Consider the following 22,444-nt stretch of genomic DNA (forward strand, 5'->3'; position numbering starts at 1 on the left):
CGGCGGCATGTTCGATATCGGCCTCTCGGCCCGCCGCGAAGTTCTCGGCGCGGAGTACGTCGACAAGTCGATGCAATCGACCAACGACTTCATGATGGCGTTTCAGCACATCACAACCGAATGGTGCTGGGGCTACGCCTGGAATCGTCCGGGGCTCGATCGCAAGACTCGCAGCATGCTGAATCTTGCGATGCTCACGGCGCTCAACCGCGCCCCGGAGATCAAGTTGCACACCCGCGGCGCGATCACCAACGGCGTCACCGTCGAGGAGATCAAGGAAGTGTTGCTGCACGCCACGGTGTATTGCGGCATCCCGGCCGGCCTCGACGCTTTCAAGGCGGCCAATGAAGTCCTCAAGGAGATGGGCAAGGTGGAGTAGCGACGACGTCGCTAGCCCGCCGGCGTGAACTGGTGTGAGACGTTCTTGGCGATCGTGTAGCAGCCAAGGCCTTCGGTGCCGCCTTCGCGGCCGTAGCCGCTGTCCTTGACGCCGCCGAACGGTGTCTCCGCGGTCGACGCCACGAAATGGTTGATGGTGAGATTGCCGGCCTCCACGTCGGTCGACAGCCGTTGCACGTTGTCGGCCGACCGGGTGAAGGCGTAGGCGGCGAGGCCGAAGGGCAGGGCATTGGCCTTGGCGATCGCCTCGTCGAGGCTGCGCACCGGATTGATCAGCGCCAGCGGACCGAACGGCTCTTCGTTCATCGCCAGCGCATCGTCGGGAAGGTCGGCCAGCACCGTGAGCGGATAGTAGTAGCCGCGATTCCCCAGGCGCTGTCCGCCGGCCATCACGCGGGCGCCGCGTGATTTGGCATCCGCCACCAACCGCTCCATCGCCTCGATCCGGCGAACATTCGCCAGCGGGCCGAGCTGAGTGGAAGGATCGAGTCCGTTGCCGATCTTCAGCTGTGCCGCACGCTCCGCAAAGGTCGCGGCAAACTTTTCATACAGCCGCTCGTGGACGAAGAACCGCGTCGGCGCGACGCAGACCTGGCCCGCATTGCGCGACTTCGCGACCACAGACGCGGCGGCCGTGGTGACCGGATCGACGTCATCGCAGACGATGACCGGGCCATGACCGCCGAGCTCCATGATCGCAGGTTTCATCGCGCGGCCCGCCATCGCGGCGAGGTGTTTGCCGACAGGGACCGACCCGGTGAACGTGATCAGGCGGATCGTTGGATGCGGCACCAGATGATCGGAAATGGCGGCCGGATCGCCGTACACCAGGTTGAGCACGCCCGGCGGCAGGCCGGCGTCGTGGAAGGCGCGTACCAGCTGCAGCGCGCCGGCCGGTGTCTCTTCGGATGCTTTCAGGATGATCGAGCAGCCCGACGCCAGCGCGCCGGCGACTTTGCGCGCCGGTGAGCTCATCGGGAAATTCCAGGGCGAAAACGCAGCCACCGGGCCGATCGGCTGGCGATACACGGTGTGCTGCAGTCCGGGGCCGGCCGGAATGACGCGGCCATACTGGCGCATGCCTTCGGTCGCGTCCCATTCGATGATGTCGCAGCCGCGCAGGATTTCCAGGCGCGCCTGATCGAGCGGCTTGCCTTGCTCCAGCGTCATCGCCACCGCCATCTGATCGACGCGTTCGCGGATCAACGCGGCAGCGCGCAGGATGATCTGCGCCCGTGCATTCGGGGCCGTCTTGCGCCACAGGGCGAAGCCGCGCGCGGCTGCGTCGAGCGCATCGTCGAGGTCGGCGATGGTCGCGTGCGGCACGGTGCCGAGCACGCTTTCGTCCGCCGGATTGACGATCGGGGCGCCCGGCCTGCGAAGCCAATGTCCGCCGACATAGAGCTCGATCTCTGGATAGGTCATTGCCAAGTCCGCTTGCTGTTTGAAGCGCGAGCGATGCTGCCCGCTTGCGTCGCATCCAATCATATGTTCCTATAACAGAACAACAGTTCTGTCAGACAGAACGATTGAAGTCGGGGCGACCGATCCCCGACGGCGCGTTCGCAGCAGCGGCCGGGCAAAACAAGCGACAAGGGAGCGAGATGGCAGGCCAGGGGAGGTCACGAACGGCGACGGGATGCGCAGTAGCCGACACCGGCGCGCACATCGCACCAGCGCACGCGATGGTTTCACCGATCGGAACGCGGCGCCGAACAATCGGTGTCGATATCTCCTCTATGGGGGCCGGCGATGACAGGCTCTGATGCCGTGAGCGATGCGTTTACGCATCTGCCAGCGATGCTCGAGCGCGATCCGGCGTTGATCCATCGGGCACGTTTGCTCGACGTCGATTGCCTGCTCGGTTCGGTCGAGCAGGCGTTCCACGTCGCGATCCGTGCCGGCCGTATCACGGACATGACGCCGGCTCCGGTGCTGATGCGGTCCTGGACTTTCGCGTATCGGGCGACGCCGGAGGCTTGGACGGCCTACTGGCAACCGATGCCGGCCGCGGGGTGGCACGATCTGCTGGCACTCACCAAGCGCGGCGCGGCGACTCTCGAAGGCGACATCAAGCCGTTCATGACGCACCTGCAGTACTTCAAGGATCTGCTCGCGCTGCCCCGCACAGGAGGCGCGCGATGACCGGGCACATTGAACCGATGGTCGGCCGCTACGTGCATGTCGACATCGCCGGCACGACGCACCGGATCTATTTCGAGGAGGCGGGCAGCGGCATTCCGCTGGTTTGTTTACACACCGCTGGCTCGGACGGCCGACAGTGGCGCCATCTGCTCGCCGACGAGGCATTCGCGAAGGCTTTCCGCATCATCGCGTTCGATCTGCCGTGGCACGGCAAGTCGAACCCGCCGGCGGATTGGGACGGCACCGAGTATCAGCTCACGACCGCGCGCTACACCGAGACGATCCGCGCATTTTGCGCGGCGCTCGATCTCGATCGGCCGGTGGTGATGGGCTGCTCGATCGGCGGGCGTATTGTGCTGAATCTGGCGATCGACCACGCGGCCGAGTTCAGGGCGCTGATCGGCCTCGAAGCCGCGGACTTCCAGGCGCCCTGGTACGATACGAGCTGGCTGAATCGCCCCGACATTCATGGCGGCGAAGTTTGCGCGGCGCTCGTGTCGGGTCTCGTCGCGCCGCAGAGTCCGGCCGAGACTCGGATGGAAACGTTGTGGGCCTACAAGCAGGGGGGGCCCGGCGTGTTCAAGGGCGACCTGTATTTCTACCGCGTCGATGGTGATCTGCGGGGGCGTACCAAGGCGATCGATACCAGCGCGTGTCCGCTCTATCTGCTCACCGGCGAATACGACTTCTCCTGCTCGCCGGAAGACACGTTGCGCACTGCCGCGGGGATTCCTGGCGCCGCGGTCGTCGTGATGGAGAAGCTCGGTCATTTTCCGATGAGCGAAAATCCCGACCAATTCCGGCGCTACATCGCGCCGGTTCTCGATGCCATCAAACAACAAAAGACCATCTGAGGAGGAAACCATGACGACCCGAACATTCAAGAAAGCGCTGTATCTTTCAGCCGCACTGGTGCTGTCGGCGTTGCCGGCGAAAGCCGCGGAGACGATCAAGATCGGCGTGCTCAACGATCAGTCCGGCGTTTTCGCCGACAATGGAGGCACCGGTTCGGTCGCTGCCGCCAAGCTCGCGGCCGAAGACTTCGGTGGCGAATTGCTGGGAGAGAAGATCGAAGTCATCGCCGCCGACCACCAGAACAAGCCGGATATCGCGGCGGCGACGGCGCGGCGCTGGTTCGATACCGATGGTGTCGACATGATCGCCGACGGCGCGGCGTCGTCGGCCGGTTTCGCCATCCTCGAAGTGGCGCGACAGAAGAACAAGATTTTCGTGATCAGCGGCCCCGGTTCGTCCGACTTCACCGGCAAGGCGTGTTCGCCGGTCAGCTTCCACTTCAACTATGACACCTATGCGCTGTCGAAGATGACCAGCGACGCCATCACCAAGTTGGGCGGCAAGACGTGGTACTTCATCACGGCGGATTACGCGTTCGGTCACGCGCTGCAGCGCGACGCGACCAAGTTCATCGAAGCCGCCGGTGGCAAGGTGGTCGGATCGTCCGCGCATCCGCTCGGCACCACCGACATGGCGTCGTTCCTGCTGCAGGCGCAGGGCTCCAAGGCCAAGGTCGTCGGCCTCGCGACCTCCGGTGCGGACGTGCAGACCGCGATCAAGCAGGCCGGGGAATTCGGCATCGTCGAGAGCGGCCAGCAGCTCGCCGGCCTGCTGGTCTTCATCACTGACGTCAACGCGCTCGGCCTCAAGGTGGCTCAGGGGCTGCAGGTCACGACCTCGTTCTATTGGGACCTCAACGACGAGACCCGGGCCTGGACCAAACGCTACATCGCGGCGACCGGCAAGCCGCCGAGCATGGTGCAGGCTGGCGTCTACAGCGGCGTGCATCATTATCTCGCGGCGGTGAAAGCCGCCGGCACCAAAGACCCGACGATCGTCGCCAAGAAGATGCACGAGATGAAGGTCAACGACATGTACAACAAGGACGTCGCCATCCGTCCGGACGGACGTGTGCTTCACACGATGTATCTTGTTCAGGTAAAGAAGCCGGACGAATCGAAGTACAAATTCGATTACTACAAGGTCGTGAAGGTGTCGCCGGGCGCGGGGGCGTTCCGCCCGATGAGCGAGGGCAACTGTCCGTTGGTGCAGAACTGACCTCGGCTTGAGTCAGGCGCGCCGTGTCGGCGCGCCTGCGGCTTTGGATTTGGGAATGAAAGAGGAACTTGTGATGGCGGCGATCGGATTCATCGGACTGGGTGTCATGGGCGAGCCAATGTGCCGCAATCTGGCCCGAAAATCCGGCGCCGAAGTGCTCGGTTTCGATCGGGCAGATGCGCCGCTGCAGCGGCTCGCGGAGGCGGGCGTCAAGCGTGCGGCCTCGCTCGCCGATCTTGCCCGCGATGCCGACGTGATCTTCATGGCGCTGCCGAGTGGCAAGCACGTGCAGGCGGTGTGCGAAGGCGATGACGGCCTGCTGCGGCATGCCGAGGCGCGTCACACCATCGTCGATCTCGGCACCTCGCCGGTGCAGGCGAGTCGGGAGCTCGCCGAGCGCTTCGCCGCAAAGGACGCGGCCTTCGCCGACGCACCGATCGCGCGCACCCGGCAGGCGGCCGAAGAGGGCACGCTGAGCGTGATGGTCGGCGCCGATGCGGCGACGTTCGACAAGCTACGGCCGTTGATCGCGACATTTGCGACCGATATCACCCATTGCGGCGGCGTCGGCGCCGGGCAGGTGGTGAAGATCCTCAACAATATGGTGCTGATGCAGACGGTGGTGGCGCTCGGCGAAGCGCTGGAAACCGCCAAGCGGGCGGGACTCGATGCCAAGCTGGTGTTCGAGACACTCGCCAAGGGATCGGCCGACAGCTTCGCGTTGCGCAACCACGGCATGAAGGCGATGCTGCCGGACGTCTTTCCGGAACGGGCGTTCTCGACCGAGTACGCACGGAAGGACATCTCTTACGCGCTTGACCTCGCCAGATCGGTGGACATCAACCTGCCCGGCGCGGAGCTCGCCGACAAGCTGCTCGGCGAGGCGATCGAGGCGGGATACGGTGATCTCTACTGGCCGGTGCTGGCGCGCGTGATTGCGGCGTCGCGCTCGGCGTGACCTGGATGGCACGATGAAGCGGTCCGCGACCGGATCTTCGACGACAGAGGCGCCGATGCGTGAAGCCGGCGAAGGCGTCGCCGCGGTCGAGCGTGCGCTCGCCATCGTGGCGGCGCTGGAGACCGCTGACCAGCCGATGACGCTGGCCGAACTCGCGGTCCGAACCGGCTTCTACAAGAGCACGATTCTGCGATTGCTCGGATCGCTGATCGCGACCGGTTACGCGACGAGGCTGCCCGATGGCGCCTACGACCTCGGGCCGGCCGCGTTCCGCCTCGGCGCCGCGTTCACGCGCAAGAACGCCATCGGACACCATGTGTTGCCCGCGCTGCAGCAACTGGTCGATCAAGGTACCGAAAGTGCGTCGTTTCACATTCGGCAGGACGCGGAAAACCGGCTGTGCCTGTTTCGGGTGAATTCGCGTCACGCCACGCTCGATCGGGTCGAGGTCGGGCACAGCTACGCGCTGGATCGCGGCGCCGCCGGCCACATCATCCTGGCTTACGCCGGCCAGAAGGGAGCGCGTTACGACGCGATCCGGACCGACGGCTTCGACGTCTCGCTCGGCGAGCGCGATCCGAGCTGTGCCGCGGTCGCCGCGCCGGTGTTCGGCCCGCGCGACATGCTGATCGGGGTGATCTCGCTGTCCGGTCCGCGCGAGCGGTTCGGCAAGGCGGAGATCGCAAAGATGAAGCGCGTGCTCGGCCCGGTGGCCCGGGCGCTCACGCAGAGTTTGGGTGGGACATGGCCCGCGTATCGATGATGGTGTGGCGCGCATCGGCCGCGGCCGGTCGGCGGTGTCGGTGATGGCGACTTCCGCGGGCGTTCCGGACGTTGTGGTGATCGGCGGAGGCAACGCCGCTCTGTGCGCGGCGTTGATGGCGCGGGAAGCGGGCGCCTCGGTGCTGATCCTCGAAGCCGCACCACGCGAGTGGCGCGGCGGCAACTCGATGCATGTGCGCAATCTGCGCTGCATGCACGACGCGCCGCAGGATGTGCTGGTCGAGGCCTATCCCGAAGACGAGTTCTGGCAGGACCTCTTGAAAGTCACCGGCGGCCTGACCGACGAGCCGCTGGCCCGTTTGGTGATCCGCCATTCGTCGCGCTGCCGGCCGTGGATGCGGCGTCACGGCGTGCACTTCCAGCCGCCGCTTTCGGGCGCGTTGCACGTCGCGCGCACCAACGCATTCTTCATGGGCGGCGGCAAGGCGCTGGTGAACGCGTATTATCGCAGCGCCGAAGCGCTCGGCGTGAAGGTTCGCTACGACACCAAGGTGCGGAGCTTCGAACTCGAGAACGGACGGTTCGTCGCCGCGATCACCGACACCGGCGAGCGTATCGCCGGCAGGACCTGCGTGCTCGCCTGCGGCGGCTTCGAGTCCAATCTGGAGTGGCAGCGCGAGGCTTGGGGCCAGAACGAGCGCGGCGAATGGCCCGCCGAGAATTTCCTGATCCGCGGCACGCGGTTCAATCAGGGCGTACCGCTCAAATTTATGATCGACGCTGGCTTCGACAGCATCGGCGATCCGACGCAGGCGCATTGCGTCGCGATCGACGCGCGCGCACCGCTTTACGACGGCGGCATCTGCACCCGGATCGATTGCGTGTCGCTCGGCGTCGTCGTCAATCGCGACGCAGCGCGGTTCTACGATGAAGGCGAGGATTTCTGGCCGAAGCGCTACGCGATCTGGGGACGGCTCGTCGCCCAGCAGCCGGGGCAGATCGCCTGGTCGATCATCGACGCCAAGGCGATCGGCCGTTTCATGCCGCCGGTGTTCGAAGGCACGCGGGCGGAGACCCTGGATGAGCTTGCCGCGCAGATTGGTCTCGACCCGAAGGCGTTTGTCGACACGCTGTCCGCCTACAACGCCGCGTGCCAGCCGGGCACCTTCGACCACACCAAAATGGACGACTGCAGGACCGATGGCTTGTCGCCGGCGAAGACGCATTGGGCCCTGCCGATCGACACGCCGCCGTTCACCGCTTATCCGCTGCGTCCGGGGATTACCTTCACTTATCTGGGCCTGAAGACCGACGCGACGGCGGCGGTTCGTTTCCGCGGCACGCCGACCGACAATCTGTTCGCGGCCGGCGAGATGGTGGCAGGCAATGTGCTGGGCAAAGGCTACACCGCCGGCGTCGGCATGAGCATCGGCACGGCGTTCGGCCGCATCGCCGGCGTCAACGCCGCGCGCGCGGCCGGCTTCCAGCATCCGACGTTCCAGCAGGAGTTCGACTATGCGGCCGCTCGCTGACCCTGCCGCGCCTTCCGATCCGGCAGCCTGTCAGGGCGGGATCGGTCTGGCCGGCATCCTGAGCGCCGACGAGGCCGAAGTCGCGAGGGTGCTGCAGATCTGCAATGCCTGCCGCTATTGCGAGGGGTTCTGCGCGGTGTTTCCGGCGATGACCCGCCGGCTGGCGTTCGATCAGGCCGATACGCACTACCTCGCCAACCTGTGCCACAATTGCGGCGCGTGCTTGCACGCTTGCCAATACGCGCCGCCGCACGAATTCGCCGTCAACGTGCCGCAGGCGATGGCCAAGGTCCGGGTGCGAACCTACAAGGACTACGCGTGGCCCTCGGCCTTCGGCCGCCTCTACGACCGCGCCGGGCTGACCGTCGCGCTCGCTCTGGCGGGAGGTCTGGCGCTGTTTCTGATCCTGGCGGTCGCGATCACCGGAAGCCTGCGCCACGCGCCGCTGGCCGGCAATTTCTACGCGGTGTTCCCGCACAATCTGCTGGCCGTGCTGTTCAGCGCGGCGTTCTTCTACGCGGTGCTGGCGCTCGGCATCGGCGTGACGCGATTCTGGCGGCAGGTGTCGCCGGCGCTCGGCGGCGATACGGCCGAGGCCGCGCGGGCGCGGATGCCGGCAGCGGCGGAAGCGGTCTCCGACGTCGCGCGGATGCGTTATCTCGGCGGCGGTCATGGCGAGGGCTGCAACGAGGAGAGCGACCGCTTCACGCTGTGGCGCCGGCGCTTCCATCAATCCACCCTGTACGGCTTCCTGCTGTGCTTCGCCGCGACTTGCGTGGCGTCGCTGTATCACTACGCGCTCGGCCTGCACGCCCCCTATGGTCTGTTCAGCGCGCCGGTGGTGCTCGGCTCGCTCGGCGGCATCGGACTGATCATGGGGCCGATCGGCCTATTGTGGCTCAATTTGCGCCGCGACCCGCAGCATGGCGATCCCGCACAGCATTCCATGGATCGCGGGTTCATCGCGCTGCTGCTGCTGGTCAGTGCGACCGGCTTCGCGCTGCTCGCGCTGCGCGATACGCAGTGGATGGCGCTGTGGCTCGCGATCCATCTTGCTACGGTGCTGGCGCTGTTCCTGACGCTGCCCTATGGCAAGTTCGCCCACGGCATCTTCCGCGCCGCGGCACTGCTCAAGTTCAACATCGAAAGGCGAATGCCGAACCGCCTCGGCGTCGGCGGCGAGTAGGAAGCGCTGGCTGCGAGGCGCCGCACGTTGTATTGAACATCCCTATAACAAGATGGCTCGTCGAGAGCGCGTGATGTCGGTGGAGGGAAGCCTATGGTCAACCGCCCGAGTGGAACGGCCGCTACGTCCGGAGGCGCCGTTGCGCAGTATGAAATCTTTGCGCTGCGTTATGCCACGATGCGGAATCGCGCAATCTTCCAGAACTTCATGTTTCCCGACGCGCACGAGCAGGCGAGTGATCTCGACTACTTCGTTTGGGTGATACGCGGGGAGGGGCGGACGGTCCTTGTCGACACCGGTTTCGGCGAAGTCGCCGCGCAGGAGCGCAACCGGGCTCTGACGATCGATCCGGTCGAAGCGTTGCGACGTTTCGGCATCGATCCGCTCGCCATCGAAGACGTCGTCATTACGCATCTGCACTACGACCACGCGGGTAATCTCGACAGTTTTCCGAATGCTCGCTTTCACGTTCAGGATCGTGAGGTCTCCTACGCGACAGGGCGCTGCATGTGCCATCGCGCATTGCGGCACCCGTTCTCCGTCACCGACGTGACCACGCTGGTGCGGCACGTCTACGGCGGTCGGGTCGTCTTCCATGATGGCGATGGCCAGTTGGCTCCCGGCATCAGCCTTCATCTGATCGGCGGCCATTCCAACGGGCTTCAGGTCGTGCGGGTCGAAACGGCGCGCGGTCCGGTCGTGCTCGCCTCGGATGCCGCGCATTTCTACGACAACATCATCAAGGAAAATCCCTTCCCGATCGTCAGCAATGTCGGCGAGATGTGTGAGGGATGGCGTGAGCTGAAGCGGCTGGCCGGCGGGATCGACGGAATTGTCCCCGGGCACGATCCACTGGTCGCTGCGCTTTATCCCGCAGTGGCGGGGCACCCCGACGCCTTCATGCTGCATCAGCCGCCACAGCAACAGCTTCCGTCGAAGTAGTCAGCCTGCGATCGTCTGTCCCGGTTTGCTGCGCCCAGCGCGTTGGCGCGATGTTCGAGCCAGCCTCGAACCCGGGATGGACCGACGTCTTTGACCGGAAGATCATGCCGGCGGATCGGGCGGGCCGTCTCGCCGTCGACTCCGGCTCCGGCTGACACATGACGCGAACGCTGCCCTCCCAGGCGACAACACTTCGAAAAAATTGAAGATTTGCGAAGGCGGAGGTCACCCGCACCGGCGCGAATTCGGCGCATCGCCATATCCCCCGCGGACTGAACCGTTCAAATTTGAGCGAATCGTCGTGCCAAGGCAATGGCCCAGCGCGGCGACGGGGAGGTCGTGCGTTTGTGACGGTTGCTTCGGCGTGCGACAAGGGGGAAGAGTCCTGCAGCTGACCGGGGCTAGATTGCAGAAGACCACGGTTTCGCGCGAGTGCGTGGAGGCAACGAGTTCACAATGTCTAAGCGTCGTCACAGTGCCCCGGTGATGTGGGGCTCATGATGCGCCGTCGTTTGCCGTCGCTGATCGCGCTCCGTGCCTTCGAGGCTGTCGGGCGCACCGGCAGCGTCCGCGCCGCCGGAGACGAATTGGCGGTCAGTCATACCGTCGTCTCGCGGCATCTGCAGAATCTGCAGAAATTTCTCGGCGTTGCGTTGGTCCGCGGCGAGGGGCGCGGCGTCATCTTGACCGAGGCCGGCGTCAACTTTCACGCGCAAATTTCGCAAGCCTTCGACATCATCGCGCGCGCCACCACGTCCGCACGGCCGACGTCGCTGCCGACGCTGAACATTTGGTGTATTCCGGGCATCGCCAATCGGCTGCTGCTGTCGCGGCTGCCGGAATTGACCGGGCCTCCGCGCAACTGGGAGGTGAATCTACAGCCGACGTTGACTCATCCAGACTTGTCGCGGGCCGAAGCCGACGCCGAGATCGTCTATGCCGACGTCATCGACTCCCGCGGACCGCTGATGGCGGAAATCCTATTGCGGCCGCGCGTGTTTCCGGTCGCCAGCCCGGCCTATCTGGCGCGCTATCCGGCGATCACCAGTCTCGAGGATCTGTCGCAGATCGCGCTGATCCATGAAGAGTCGACCATGCAATGGACCCGTTGGTTCGAACTCGCGGGCCTCGACGATCTGCCGCCGCTGCGCGGCCAACGGTTGTGGCACGCCCATCTGGCGATTGAAGCGGCACGGCTCGGGCAGGGCGTCGCGCTTGGCAACGAGGTGCTGGTCGAGGACGATCTGCGTTCCGGCGCGCTGGTCGAGGTGATCAGTTCGTCGGTTTATATGGAGACTTATCAGCTCGTTGCGCTGAGAGAGCGGTGGGACGATCCGGAGATCGTTGCATTGCGAAACTGGCTGAAGCAAGTGCTGTCGGAGATCTAGCCGCGATGCCGAATGCGAGCGCTCTGGCCACGCGTTGAGCGAAGCGCCCAACAAAGCATCAGTCTCTGCTCTCAATGGTGCAGCATTTTTCGATTGGTGCATGGAAGTCACCAGATCGAACTTACAAGCTGATTGATTGTCCTCGTCGTCGCTTTAGCGTTGTCGTCAGTTCAGGAGAGAGCTGATGACGAATAGTGAATTGCTGGCGCGCAGACAGGCGGCTGTCGTGCGAGGTGTCAGCCAAGCAACGCCGGTATTTGCAGAGCGTGCGCTGAATAGCGAGATCTGGGACGTCGAGGGCAAGCGCTACGTTGATTTCGCCGGCGGCATCGCCGTGCTCAACACCGGTCATTGCCATCCGCGCATCGTCGCAGCGATCCGGGAGCAGCTCGATCGCTTCACCCACACCTGTTTCCAGGTGGCGCCCTATGAGGGTTATATCAAACTCGCCGAGCGGCTGAATCAATTGGCGCCGATCAACGGACCGCTGAAGTCGATCCTGCTCAGCACCGGCGCGGAAGCCACCGAGAACGCCGTGAAGATCGCGCGCGCCGCGACCGGGCGCAGCGGCGTCATCGCCTTCACAGGCGGCTTTCATGGACGGACCGCGTTCGCGTCGGCGATGACCGGCAAGGTCATTCCCTACAAGAAGGCGCTCGGCCCGCCGCTGCCCGGCGTGTGGCATGTGCCGTTTCCCGCGGCCGGCGGCGACGTCTCCGTCGAGGACGCGCTACGCTGCGTCTCGTTCGTGTTCAAGGCCGATATCGACGCCTCGCAGGTCGCGGCGATCATCATCGAGCCGGTGCAGGGCGAGGGCGGCTTCCACCAGGCGCCGCCCGAACTGATGCGTGGTCTGCGCAGGCTGTGCGACGAGAACGGCATCGTGCTGATTGCCGACGAGGTGCAGACCGGTTTCGGTCGCACCGGCAAGATGTTTGCGATGGAGCACTACGACGTGCAGGCCGACATCGTCTGCGTCGCCAAGAGTCTCGCCGGCGGCTTGCCGCTGTCGGGCGTGATCGGCCGCGCCGCGATCATGGATGCGGCTGAGCCGGGCGGCCTCGGCGGCACCTATGCGGGCAATCCGTTGGCGTGCGCCGCCGCGCTCGCAGTGCTCGACGTGTTCGAAGAAGAGAACCTGATTGCACGCGCGAACCAGATTGGCGAGCGGTTGCGCAACGCGATCGATCGCTTCGCGCTGTCGAACACGCTGGTGCCGACCTCGGTCGCGCGCGGGCCGGGAGCGATGGTCGCGTTCGACATTCTCAAGCAGCGCGGCAGCAACGAGCCGGATGCGGAGATGACCAAGCGGGTGACGAAGCTGGCCTACGAGAACGGGCTGATCCTGCTGTCGTGCGGCACCGCCGCCAACACCATTCGCATTCTGGTGCCGCTGACGGCGTCGGACGAGATCGTCGATGAAGGCTTGGCGATCCTGGAGCGTTGCCTCGCTGCGTAGCACATGGCGCGTCTGCGCCGAGACGGGACTAATCGAGATGTTGATGCCGAGTGATCCCGGCCTGTTGGCCGAGCGCTGCCTGATTGGCGGCAAGTGGTGTGGTGAGCCGGTCGATGCCGTGTTCAACCCGGCGACGGGCGAGCGCATCGGCGCGGTGCCGCATTTCGGTGCGGACGAGGCCGAGGAGGCGGTGCGCGCCGCCGATATCGCATTCCGGCAATGGTCGAAGCTGCTCGCCAAGCAGCGCGCGACGATGCTGCGGGCGTGGTTCGATCAGATCATCGCCAATCGCGAAGATCTGGCGCTGCTGCTGACGCGCGAGCAGGGCAAGCCGCTGGCCGAGGCGCTGGGCGAGATCGACTACGCGGCGTCTTTCGTGGAGTTCTACGCCGAGGAGGCGCGGCGCATCTACGGCGAGACCATTCCGTCGCATCGCGCCGATGCCCGCACGATGGTCATCCGCCAGCCGGTCGGCGTCGTCGCGGCGATCACACCGTGGAATTTCCCCGCCGCGATGATCACCCGCAAGGTCGCGCCGGCTTTGGCCGCCGGTTGCACCGTCGTGATCAAGCCGGCGCCGGAAACGCCGCTGACGGCGCTCGCGCTGGGCGTACTGGCGCAGCGCGCCGGCTTCCCGCCGGGCGTGCTCAACATCGTCACCGGCGATGCGCCGGCGATCGGTCGGGCCTGGACCGAGCATCCGACGGTGCGGGCGATCAGCTTCACCGGCTCGACCGAGGTCGGCAAGATCCTGATGCGTCAGGCGGCCTCGACCGTGAAGAAGGTCGGCCTCGAGCTCGGCGGCAACGCGCCCTTCATCGTGTTCGACGATGCCGATCTCGACGCCGCGGTCGAAGGCGTGATCACGTCGAAGTTCCGCAACATGGGACAGACCTGCGTCTGCGCCAATCGCATCTATGCGCAGGATGGGATTTACGACGCCTTCGTCGAGAAGCTCACCGCCAAGGTGGCGACGCTGCAGGTCGGCAACGGCGTCGACGCCGGAGTGACGCAGGGTCCGTTGATCACCAAGGAGGCGATCACCAAGGTCGAGCGTCATGTCGCCGACGCCGTCGGCAAGGGCGCCAAGGTCGTGCTCGGCGGCAAGCGTCACGCGCTCGGTCGCACCTTCTTCGAGCCGACCGTGCTGGCCGGTGTCACCACCGCGATGCTGATCACCCGCGAAGAGACCTTCGGTCCGGTCGCGCCGGTGTATCGCTTCACCGACGAGGCCGACGTGATCGCGCAGGCGAACGACTCGCCGTTCGGTCTGGCCGCTTACTTCTATGCGCGTGATCTCGGCCGCGTGTTCCGTGTCGCCGAAGCGCTGGAGTCCGGCATGGTCGGCGTCAACTCGGCGCTGCTCGGGGCCGACGTGGTGCCGTTCGGCGGCGTCAAGCAGTCCGGCCTCGGCCGCGAGGGCTCGCGCCACGGCATCGAGGAGTATGTCGAGACCAAGTACATCCTGCTCGGCGGCCTCGATCGCTGACACTGCTATCCACATGACGAGAAGATTGAGATTCAGGGGAGACACGAGACGTGGCGACTGAGACATTGACGAAATCGGATGCGATCACCGAGAGCCTGCGTGCTGCCGTCGATCGCAACTTCGACGACCAGGTCGCGTTTCTCCAGCGCATGGTGCAGTTCCGCAGCCTGCGCGGCGAGGAAGCTCCGCAGCAGGCATGGCTGGCGCAGCAATTCGCCGACCGCGGCTACAAGGTCGACACTTTCAGTCTCGCCGACGTCGATATCGCCAGTCACCCGAAGGCGGCGCCGATGGACACGATCGATCCCGCCGGCTCGATGCAGGTCGTCGCCACCCCAGATTATGACGGCAAGGGCCGCAGCCTGATCCTGCAGGGCCATATCGACGTGGTACCGGAAGGGCCGGTCGATCTGTGGAACGACCCGCCCTTCGCCGCGACCGTGCGTGACGGCTGGATGATCGGCCGCGGCGCGCAGGACATGAAAGGCGGCGTGTCGGCGATGATCTTCGCGCTCGATGCGATCCGCGCCGCCGGTTACGCGCCCGATGCGCGCGTCCACGTGCAGACCGTGACCGAAGAGGAGAGCACCGGCAACGGCGCACTCTCGACCTTGATGCGCGGCTATCGTGCCGATGCGTGCCTGATCCCCGAGCCGACCGGCCACACGCTGACGCGTGCTCAGGTCGGCGCGATCTGGTTCAGACTGCGGGTGCGTGGCACGCCGGTGCATGTCGCCTATTCGGAGACCGGCACCAGCGCCATCCTGTCGGCGATGCATCTGATCCGTGCGTTCGAGGAGTACACCAAGACGCTCAACGCCCAGGCGGTGCGCGATCCCTGGTTCGGACAGATCAAGAATCCGATCAAGTTCAACGTCGGCATCGTCAAGGGCGGCGACTGGGCGAGCTCGACTGCAGCCTGGTGCGAACTCGACTGCCGGCTCGGTCTGCTGACCGGCGATACGCCGCAGGACGCGATGCGCGGCATCGAGAAATGCCTCGCCGACGCGCAGGCGACCGACAGCTTCCTGTCGGAGAATCCGGCCGAACTGATCTGGAGCGGCTTCCAGGCCGATCCGGCCGTGTGCGAGCCCGGCGGCGTTGCTGAAGACGTTCTCGCCAGCGCGCACAAGGCCGCGTTCAACGCGCCGCTCGACGCCCGCCTGTCGACGGCGGTCAACGATACGCGGTACTACTCGGTCGACTACGGCATTCCGGCGCTGTGTTACGGACCCTACGGTGAAGGTCCGCACGCGTTCAACGAGCGCATCGATCTTGAAAGCCTGCGCAAGACGACGCTGAGCATTGCGCTGTTCGTCGCCGAGTGGTGCGGGCTGAGGAAGCTGTGATGGCGATCGCAGCCGTGTCGACCTCCGCCACACAATCGATGACCGGGGCCGACCGGCTGTGCGACGCGCTGCTGGCCCACGACGTCGACGTTTGCTTCGCCAATCCGGGCACGTCGGAAATGCATTTCGTCGCGGCGCTCGATCGGCAGCCGCGGATGCGGTGCATCCTGGGGCTGTTCGAGGGTGTCGTCACCGGCGCTGCCGACGGCTACGCCCGGATGCGCGACCGGCCGGCGGCGACGCTGCTGCATCTCGGCCCCGGCCTCGCCAACGGTCTGGCCAACATGCACAACGCGCGGCGCGCGCTTTCGCCGATGATCAACATCGTCGGCGATCACGCGGTCGAGCATCTGCCGCTGGACTCGCCGCTGACCAGCGACATCGACTCCCTGGCGCGGCCGATGTCGCGTTGGGTCAAGCGGATCGGCGATCCGGTGCGGATCGATCAGGACGTCGCCGAGGCCTGGGCGCAGAGCATGGCGCCGGGAATCTCCACGCTGATCCTGCCGGCCGACATGGCGTGGAACGAACACGTCTATGGCTCCGAGCTGGCGCGCGGCCAACGGCTGCCGCAGACGCCATTGGAGCGGGAGACCGTCGCCCGCATCGGCACCGCGATCCGCGATGGGCGCAAAGTGGTGTTGCTGCTCACCGGCGCGGCGCTGCGCGAGGGAGCGCTGCGCATCGCTGACGGCATTCGTCGTACGACCGGCGTGGAGATCTACGCGCAGGGCAGCAACGGCCGGATCGAACGTGGCCGCGGCCGCGCGCCGATCGCCAAGCTGCCGATGACGCACGACGGCGGCGGTGCGCTGCTGCGCGGGGTCGACATGCTGGTGCTGATCGGCGCCAAGGAGCCGGTGTCGTTCTTCGCCTATCCGAACCGTCCCGGCCGGCTCGCGCCGCCGTCGTGCGAGATCGTGCGATTGGCGGGACCCGATCAGGATCTGCCGCAGGCACTGGAATGGCTCGCGGACGAGGCGGGCGTCAAGCTCGAGGCGGTCTCGGCCGCGCCGGCGGCGGCTTCCGCTCCGGCGGCCGGCGGAGATGCTCTCTCCGTGGATGCGGTGAACCGTCTCGTGGCAGCAAGGCTGCCGGAGCAGGCGATCATTTGCGACGAGGCGCTGACCTCGTCGGGCTTCTTCGATTATTCCTACGACGCCCCGCCGCACGATTATCTGCAGATCACCGGCGGCGCGATCGGGATTGGCATTCCGATGGCCGCAGGTGCGGCGGTCGCGTGTCCCGACCGCAAGGTGATCAACCTGCAGGCCGACGGCAGCGGGATGTACACGGTGCAGGGACTGTGGACTCACGCCCGCGAAAATCTCGACGTCGTCACCATCGTGTTCTCGAACCGCTCCTACGCCACGCTGTGGGGCGAGATGAGCAAGGTCGGGGCGCAGACGCCGGGACGCAATGCGCAGCGGATGCTGCAGCTCGATCAGCCCGAGCTCGACTGGACGAAGATGGCGCAGGGCCTGGGTGTCGAAGCGAGCCGCGCCACCACACTGGCCGAGTTCACGCGGGCGTTCGACGCGGCGCTGGCGCGGCGCGGTCCGTATCTGATCGAGGCGATGGTCTGATGCGGCGACTGTCGTCGTCACGATCAGCTTTCTGGATGAACTATCAGTTTCAACTTCTTGTAACGCGGGGGATCTCATGAACAGACGCGAATTCACCAAGCTCGGCCTGCTCGCTGGCGCGGCCGGCATCGGCGGAATCCCGCTCGGCATCACGCGTGCCGTAGGGCAGACCCGCGGCGGCACGCTCAACACCATCATTCAGCCGGAACCGCCGATCCTGGTCACCGCGCTCAATCAGCAGCAGCCGACGCTGACGCTGGGCGGCAAGATCTACGAGAGCCTGCTGCGCTACGATTTCGACCTCAAGCCGCTGCCGGGCCTCGCTCAGTCCTGGGAAGTGTCGCCCGACAAGCTGACCTACACCTTCAAGCTGTTCCCCAACATCACCTTCCACGACGGCACGCCGCTGACCTCCGAAGACGTGGTGTTCTCGATCACCAAGATCCTGATGGAAAACCACGCGCGGGCGCGCAACACCTTCTCGCGGGTCGAGAAGGCCGAGGCGCCGGACCCGCTCACCGTGGTGTTCAAGCTGAAGACGCCGTTCGCACCGTTCCTCACCGCGTTCGATTGCACCACCGCGCCGATCGTGCCGAAGCACATCTACGAGGGCACTGACTATCGCAAGAATCCGGCCAATGCGAAGGCGATCGGATCCGGCCCGTTCAAGCTGAAGGAATGGGTGCGCGGCTCGCACGTCCATCTGGTCAGGCACGAGGGCTATTATCGTCCGAACGAGCCGGTTCTCGACGAGATCATCTACCGCGTGATCCCGGATTCCGCCTCGCGCTCGGTGGCGCTGGAGCAGGGGACCGTTCAGCTCACGCAGTGGACCGACGTCGAGCTGTTCGAGGTGCCGCGGCTGCAGAAGCTCCCGCATCTGACGATGACCACCAAGGGCTACGAGTTCTTCGCGCCGCATACCTGGCTCGAGATGAACAACCGGATCGCGCCGATGAACGATAAGCGGTTCCGGCAGGCGGTGATGTACGCGATCGACCGCAAGGCACTGCTCGCCCGCGTCTATTTCGGTCTCGGCAAGGTGTCCACCGGCCCGGTGTCGTCGAAGACGAAATTCTACGAGAAGGACGTCAAGAAGTACGACTACTCGCCCGAGAAGGCGAAGGCGCTGCTCGACGAGATGGGGTTGAAGCCGGGCCCCGACGGCAAGCGGGTGTCGATTCCCTATCTGGTGCCGCCCTATGGCGAAACCCATCAGCGGGCTTCCGAGTTTCTGCGGCAGTCGCTCGCCCGCGTCGGCATCGATCTGCAGCTGAAAGGAATCGATATCGCCGGCTGGGCCGAGAAGTTCAGCAATTGGGACTTCTCCATGACGTCGACGACGGTCTATCAGTTCGGTGATCCCGCGCTCGGCGTTTCTCGAAGCTACATCTCGTCCAACATCCGCAAGGGCATCCTGTTCTCCAACACCTGCGGCTACTCCAACCCGGAGGTCGACCGGCTGTTCGAGGCGGCCGCGGTCGCAACGTCGGACGACAAGCGTCAGGAGCTCTACAGCGAGGTCCAGAAAATCATGGTCGAGGAGGTGCCGGTCGCCTGGCTGCTCGAGATCGACTACCCGAACTTCATGGACAAGCGGCTGAAGAACGTGGTGACCACGGCGATCGGCGTCCACGACACATTCGGGACGGTTTCGTTCGGATGATGGCGCTGGCGCAGTCGATCGGCGGCAGTCGTGGTGTGGCGATCGCTTTGGCGGTCGCCCGCTGGGTGGCCCGCTTCGTCGCGGTGGTGCTGGTGATCGCCACCTTCAACTTCGTGCTGGTGCATGCTGCGCCCGGCGATCCCGCGCAGGTGATGGCCGGGCAGAGCGGGGCGGCCGATGAGGAGATGCTGACCAAGCTTCGTGCCGAGTATGGCCTGGACAAGCCGTACCCGGTGCAGCTCGCGATCTATCTGAAGCGGATCGTGACGCTGGATCTCGGCTACTCTTATCGGCAGCAACGCTCAGTGCTGTCGCTGATCGGCGAGCGCCTGCCGGCCACACTGCTGTTGACCTGCTGCGCGTTTCTTCTGTCGCTTTTCGTCGGCGTGTCGCTGGGCACGCTGGCGGGGGTGCGGGCCGGCAAATGGTCGGACACCGCGCTGACCATCGTGTCGCTGTTCCTCTACGCCATGCCGGTGTTCTGGCTTGGCCTGATGCTGGTGCTGTTGTTCTCGGTTCAGCTCGATTGGCTGCCGGCGTTCGGCTACGTCACGATCGGTGTCGAGATGACGCCGCTCGAACGGGCCAGCGACATTGCCTCGCATCTGGTGCTGCCGGTGATCTCGCTCGGCGCGGTGCATCTGGCGATTTACGCCAGGTTGATGCGGTCCGCGGTAATCGACGTCGCGCATCAGGACTTCATCAAGACGGCGCGCGCCAAGGGGCTGAAGCGCGGCCAGATCATCATTCACCACATGCTGCGCAACGCGGTGCTGCCGGTGGTCACCGTCGCCGGCATGCAGGCCGGAACGCTGGTCGGTGGTTCGGTGGTGATCGAGACGGTGTTCGCATGGCCAGGCCTCGGCCGGCTGACTTTCGACGCCGTGCTGCAGCGTGATTATCCGCTGATGCTCGGGATCTTCCTGGTGATGTCGGTGATCGTCATCGGGCTCAATCTTCTGACTGACGCGATCTACCGGGTAGTCGATCCGCGTGTGTCGTTGCGTGCGGCGTCCTGAGCGGAGGTTATGATGGATCGCGTGAAGACCTTCCTCACTCATCCGACCGGCGTGATCGGTCTGGTGATCCTGATCGGCGTGGTCGTGCTCGCGGTCGCCGCGCCGACGATCTTTCCCGAAGATCCCTGGGAGATGGTTGCGGCGCCGTTCCAGCCGCCGGGGAGCGAGGGATTGCCGCTCGGATCGGACATGCTCGGCCGTAACGTCGCTGCGGGCATCGCCTATGGCGCCCGGGTGTCGCTGACGATCGGCATCGCCTCGACGTTGGCGGCGCTGTGCATCGGCGTGGTGATCGGGGCGATCGCCGGTTATTTCGGCGGCCGGGTCGACGATCTGATGATGCGTATCACCGAGCTGTTCCAGACCATTCCCGGTTTCGTTCTGGCGATCCTGCTGGTGGCGACGATCGGGCCGACGCTCACCAACGTCATTATCTCGATCGGCGTGGTGAGCTGGCCGCCGCTGGCGCGGCTGACGCGGGCGGAGTTCATGCGGCTGCGCGGCCGCGAATTCGTCCAGGCTGCGGTTTGCCAGGGGCAGGCGCCGATGGTGGTGGCGCTGCGTCACATTCTGCCGAATGCGATCTCGCCGATCATCGTCACCGGATCGCTGACGATCGCGACCGCGATCCTGATCGAGAGCGCGCTCAGCTTCATGGGGCTGGGCGACCCAAATCTGATGTCGTGGGGGCTGATGATCGGCGCGTCGCGGACGGTGATCCGGCAGGCGTGGTGGATGAGCATGTTTCCCGGCATTGCGATCGTGCTGACGGTTCTGGCGATCAATCTCGTTGGCGAAGGGCTGAACGACACCCTGAACCCGCGCATCTCACGAAAGGCGCGAAAAGCATGAGCGATGATATCCTGCTGTCCGTCGAAAATCTGTCGGTGGCGCTGCCGAAGGGCGGCGACCGTAGCCACGCGGTCGCGGAGGTGTCGCTCAGCGTGCGGCGCAACGAGATCGTCTGCCTGGTCGGCGAGTCCGGCTCGGGCAAGTCGATCACCGCTCATGCCGTGCTGGGATTGTTGCCGCCGAACCTGTCGATCGGCAGCGGTGCCATCCGGTTCCGCGGAACTGATCTTGCGCACGCCGATGAAGACACGATGCGCGGCCTGCGCGGCGGTGCGATCTCGATGATCTTCCAGGAGCCGCTGAGTGCGCTCAATCCGTTGGCGCGGGTCGGCGATCAGATCGCCGAAGCGATCCTGATCCACGCCAATCCGCGGCCCAGCCGCGCCGATCTCGACGCGCGGGTGCTCGAACTGATTGCTGCGGTCGGGTTGCCGGAGCCGGCGACCCTGGTTCGCAGCTATCCGTTCCAGCTCTCCGGCGGTCAGCGTCAACGGGTGATGATCGCGATGGCGATGTCGAACAATCCGGCGCTGTTGCTGGCCGACGAGCCGACCACCGCACTCGACGTCACCACGCAGAAGCAGATCCTGGCGCTGATCCGTCGGCTGCAGTCCGAGCGCGGCATGGGCGTCTTGTTCATCACCCACGATTTTGGCGTCGTCGCCGACATCGCCGATCGGGTGGTGGTGATGCGCGGCGGACGCGTCGTCGAGCAGGGCAGCGTCGACGAGGTGTTGCGGCATCCGAAGGACGACTACACCAAGGCGCTGATCGCGGCGGTGCCGGGCACGCGGCCGGGCGCGGAGCGCGACCGTCACCTCGACGGCGAGCCGTTGCTCGACGCCCACGGGCTGAACAAGACCTTCGTGACCGCGCAGGGGCTGTTCCGGCCGCACCGTACGGTGCCGGCGGTGCGCGATGTCGCGCTCAGCCTGCGTCCGCGCGAGACCGTGGCGGTGGTCGGCGAATCCGGTTCCGGCAAATCGACGCTCGGCCGCATCATCATGCGCTTGATCGAGCCGGACTCCGGCGCGATCGAATTCGGCGGCATGGATTTCCTCGAGTTGCGCGGCAGCGGGCTGCGGGCGATGCGGCGCAAGGTCCAGATCGTGTTTCAGGACCCGTTCGCCGCGCTCGATCCGCGGCAGAAAGTCGGCGACGCCATCGCGCGCGGACCGATGGCTTACGGCGTGCCGCCGGCGGAGGCGATCGCGGATGCCAAACGCCTGCTGGCGCGCGTCGGGCTGGAGGCCAGCGCGGCCGAGCGCTATCCGCACGAATTCTCCGGCGGTCAGCGTCAGCGCATCTGCATCGCGCGCGCGCTGGCGCTGAAACCGATGGTGCTGGTGGCGGACGAGGCGGTGTCCGCGCTCGACGTCTCGGTGCAGGCGCAGATTCTCGACCTGCTCGCCGAACTGCGCGAGGAGATGAACCTGGCAATGCTTTTCATCACGCACGATCTGCGCGTCGCCGCCGAGATCGCCGATCGCATCGTGGTGATGCGCCGCGGTGAGATTGTCGAGCAGGGCGATACCAAGTCGGTCTTCACGTCACCCCAGCATGCTTACACCCGCGCCTTGCTCGACGCGATCCCGGGCCGCAGCCTGTTCGCGGGTCCGCAGGCTTCGGCGGTGCAGAATGACGTCATGTCCGCATAGCCGGGCGCTCTCGCCGGTCT

At 65.6% G+C, this 22,444-nt stretch carries 19 protein-coding genes; 18 read left to right on the forward strand and 1 reads right to left on the reverse strand.

What is annotated here, in order from left to right; genetic code table 11:
- Positions 1-7: 7 nt before the first annotated feature.
- Complete coding sequence (locus DNX69_RS11485; RefSeq protein WP_110786283.1) at positions 8-379, forward strand: carboxymuconolactone decarboxylase family protein; 372 nt, start codon at positions 8-10, stop codon at positions 377-379.
- Positions 380-390: 11 nt separating this feature from the next.
- Here the strand turns inward: DNX69_RS11485 and DNX69_RS11490 are convergent, their stop codons facing one another.
- Positions 391-1,824, reverse strand: coding sequence for an NAD-dependent succinate-semialdehyde dehydrogenase (locus tag DNX69_RS11490; RefSeq protein WP_110786135.1), 1,434 nt, complete (start codon positions 1,822-1,824; stop codon positions 391-393).
- 345 nt (positions 1,825-2,169) lie between these two features.
- Here DNX69_RS11490 and DNX69_RS11495 point away from each other — a divergent pair, with 345 nt between their 5' ends.
- The 17 genes from DNX69_RS11495 to DNX69_RS11575 all read left to right on the forward strand — a co-directional run bounded on the left by DNX69_RS11495 (position 2,170) and on the right by DNX69_RS11575 (position 22,424).
- Positions 2,170-2,544, forward strand: coding sequence for a hypothetical protein (locus DNX69_RS11495; protein ID WP_234826933.1), 375 nt, complete (start codon positions 2,170-2,172; stop codon positions 2,542-2,544).
- The gene (locus DNX69_RS11500) at positions 2,541-3,398 is read left to right on the forward strand and encodes an alpha/beta fold hydrolase (RefSeq protein WP_110786137.1); all 858 of its coding nucleotides are present in this window, start codon (positions 2,541-2,543) and stop codon (positions 3,396-3,398) included. The genes DNX69_RS11495 and DNX69_RS11500 overlap by 4 nt, the downstream gene beginning before the upstream one ends.
- A 10-nt stretch (positions 3,399-3,408) precedes the next feature.
- Positions 3,409-4,617: an ABC transporter substrate-binding protein gene (locus DNX69_RS11505; RefSeq protein ID WP_110786138.1), complete on the forward strand. Its 1,209-nt coding sequence runs from the start codon at positions 3,409-3,411 to the stop codon at positions 4,615-4,617.
- 55 nt (positions 4,618-4,672) lie between these two features.
- Entirely contained in the window at positions 4,673-5,575 is a 903-nt protein-coding gene (locus DNX69_RS11510; RefSeq protein ID WP_283809341.1) for an NAD(P)-dependent oxidoreductase, read from the forward strand.
- A 55-nt stretch (positions 5,576-5,630) separates the two neighbouring features.
- A complete protein-coding gene (locus tag DNX69_RS11515; RefSeq protein ID WP_207803140.1) occupies positions 5,631-6,338 on the forward strand; it encodes an IclR family transcriptional regulator in 708 nt (235 codons plus the stop codon).
- A gap of 43 nt (positions 6,339-6,381) precedes the next feature.
- Positions 6,382-7,830 carry an FAD-dependent tricarballylate dehydrogenase TcuA gene (gene tcuA / locus DNX69_RS11520; protein ID WP_110786285.1) on the forward strand — a complete coding sequence of 483 codons (1,449 nt, stop codon included), beginning with the start codon at positions 6,382-6,384 and terminating at the stop codon, positions 7,828-7,830.
- Complete coding sequence (tcuB, locus tag DNX69_RS11525; protein WP_110786140.1) at positions 7,814-9,016, forward strand: tricarballylate utilization 4Fe-4S protein TcuB; 1,203 nt, start codon at positions 7,814-7,816, stop codon at positions 9,014-9,016. Before tcuA ends, tcuB begins: the two co-directional genes overlap by 17 nt.
- Positions 9,017-9,109: 93 nt before the next feature.
- Entirely contained in the window at positions 9,110-9,958 is an 849-nt protein-coding gene (locus DNX69_RS11530) for an N-acyl homoserine lactonase family protein (RefSeq protein WP_110786141.1), read from the forward strand.
- A gap of 497 nt (positions 9,959-10,455) precedes the next feature.
- On the forward strand, positions 10,456-11,346 hold the full coding sequence (locus DNX69_RS11535; protein ID WP_110786286.1) for a LysR substrate-binding domain-containing protein: 891 nt from the start codon (positions 10,456-10,458) through the stop codon (positions 11,344-11,346).
- A 184-nt stretch (positions 11,347-11,530) separates the two neighbouring features.
- Complete coding sequence (gabT, locus tag DNX69_RS11540) at positions 11,531-12,805, forward strand: 4-aminobutyrate--2-oxoglutarate transaminase (RefSeq protein WP_110786142.1); 1,275 nt, start codon at positions 11,531-11,533, stop codon at positions 12,803-12,805.
- Positions 12,806-12,842: 37 nt separating this feature from the next.
- A complete protein-coding gene (locus tag DNX69_RS11545) occupies positions 12,843-14,294 on the forward strand; it encodes an NAD-dependent succinate-semialdehyde dehydrogenase (protein WP_110786143.1) in 1,452 nt (483 codons plus the stop codon).
- Positions 14,295-14,344: 50 nt separating this feature from the next.
- On the forward strand, positions 14,345-15,643 hold the full coding sequence (locus tag DNX69_RS11550) for an ArgE/DapE family deacylase (RefSeq protein WP_110786144.1): 1,299 nt from the start codon (positions 14,345-14,347) through the stop codon (positions 15,641-15,643).
- A complete protein-coding gene (locus tag DNX69_RS11555) occupies positions 15,643-17,229 on the forward strand; it encodes an acetolactate synthase large subunit (protein WP_110786145.1) in 1,587 nt (528 codons plus the stop codon). Before DNX69_RS11550 ends, DNX69_RS11555 begins: the two co-directional genes overlap by 1 nt.
- A 76-nt stretch (positions 17,230-17,305) precedes the next feature.
- Positions 17,306-18,895 carry an ABC transporter substrate-binding protein gene (locus DNX69_RS11560; protein ID WP_110786146.1) on the forward strand — a complete coding sequence of 530 codons (1,590 nt, stop codon included), beginning with the start codon at positions 17,306-17,308 and terminating at the stop codon, positions 18,893-18,895.
- Positions 18,892-19,914 carry an ABC transporter permease gene (locus tag DNX69_RS11565; protein WP_110786147.1) on the forward strand — a complete coding sequence of 341 codons (1,023 nt, stop codon included), beginning with the start codon at positions 18,892-18,894 and terminating at the stop codon, positions 19,912-19,914. The genes DNX69_RS11560 and DNX69_RS11565 overlap by 4 nt, the downstream gene beginning before the upstream one ends.
- Positions 19,915-19,926: 12 nt before the next feature.
- Positions 19,927-20,766: an ABC transporter permease gene (locus tag DNX69_RS11570; RefSeq protein WP_110786287.1), complete on the forward strand. Its 840-nt coding sequence runs from the start codon at positions 19,927-19,929 to the stop codon at positions 20,764-20,766.
- Positions 20,763-22,424 (forward strand): ABC transporter ATP-binding protein, encoded by a 1,662-nt coding sequence (locus DNX69_RS11575; RefSeq protein ID WP_110786148.1) that lies wholly within the window; start codon positions 20,763-20,765, stop codon positions 22,422-22,424. Before DNX69_RS11570 ends, DNX69_RS11575 begins: the two co-directional genes overlap by 4 nt.
- The last annotated feature ends 20 nt before the right edge of the window (positions 22,425-22,444 follow it).

Source organism: Rhodopseudomonas palustris (genome assembly GCF_003226555.1).
Taxonomy (GTDB): Bacteria; Pseudomonadota; Alphaproteobacteria; order Rhizobiales; family Xanthobacteraceae; genus Rhodopseudomonas; species Rhodopseudomonas palustris_I.

Coding starts and splice junctions, on each gene's coding strand:
- DNX69_RS11485 (WP_110786283.1), top strand. CDS start 8: ATGTTCGATATCGGCCTCTCGGCCCGCCGCGAAGTTCTCGGCGCGGAG.
- DNX69_RS11490 (WP_110786135.1), bottom strand. CDS start 1,824: ATGACCTATCCAGAGATCGAGCTCTATGTCGGCGGACATTGGCTTCGC.
- DNX69_RS11500 (WP_110786137.1), top strand. CDS start 2,541: ATGACCGGGCACATTGAACCGATGGTCGGCCGCTACGTGCATGTCGAC.
- DNX69_RS11505 (WP_110786138.1), top strand. CDS start 3,409: ATGACGACCCGAACATTCAAGAAAGCGCTGTATCTTTCAGCCGCACTG.
- DNX69_RS11510 (WP_283809341.1), top strand. CDS start 4,673: ATGAAAGAGGAACTTGTGATGGCGGCGATCGGATTCATCGGACTGGGT.
- DNX69_RS11515 (WP_207803140.1), top strand. CDS start 5,631: ATGCGTGAAGCCGGCGAAGGCGTCGCCGCGGTCGAGCGTGCGCTCGCC.
- tcuA (WP_110786285.1), top strand. CDS start 6,382: ATGGCGACTTCCGCGGGCGTTCCGGACGTTGTGGTGATCGGCGGAGGC.
- tcuB (WP_110786140.1), top strand. CDS start 7,814: ATGCGGCCGCTCGCTGACCCTGCCGCGCCTTCCGATCCGGCAGCCTGT.
- DNX69_RS11530 (WP_110786141.1), top strand. CDS start 9,110: ATGGTCAACCGCCCGAGTGGAACGGCCGCTACGTCCGGAGGCGCCGTT.
- DNX69_RS11535 (WP_110786286.1), top strand. CDS start 10,456: ATGATGCGCCGTCGTTTGCCGTCGCTGATCGCGCTCCGTGCCTTCGAG.
- gabT (WP_110786142.1), top strand. CDS start 11,531: ATGACGAATAGTGAATTGCTGGCGCGCAGACAGGCGGCTGTCGTGCGA.
- DNX69_RS11545 (WP_110786143.1), top strand. CDS start 12,843: ATGTTGATGCCGAGTGATCCCGGCCTGTTGGCCGAGCGCTGCCTGATT.
- DNX69_RS11555 (WP_110786145.1), top strand. CDS start 15,643: ATGGCGATCGCAGCCGTGTCGACCTCCGCCACACAATCGATGACCGGG.
- DNX69_RS11560 (WP_110786146.1), top strand. CDS start 17,306: ATGAACAGACGCGAATTCACCAAGCTCGGCCTGCTCGCTGGCGCGGCC.
- DNX69_RS11565 (WP_110786147.1), top strand. CDS start 18,892: ATGATGGCGCTGGCGCAGTCGATCGGCGGCAGTCGTGGTGTGGCGATC.
- DNX69_RS11570 (WP_110786287.1), top strand. CDS start 19,927: ATGGATCGCGTGAAGACCTTCCTCACTCATCCGACCGGCGTGATCGGT.
- DNX69_RS11575 (WP_110786148.1), top strand. CDS start 20,763: ATGAGCGATGATATCCTGCTGTCCGTCGAAAATCTGTCGGTGGCGCTG.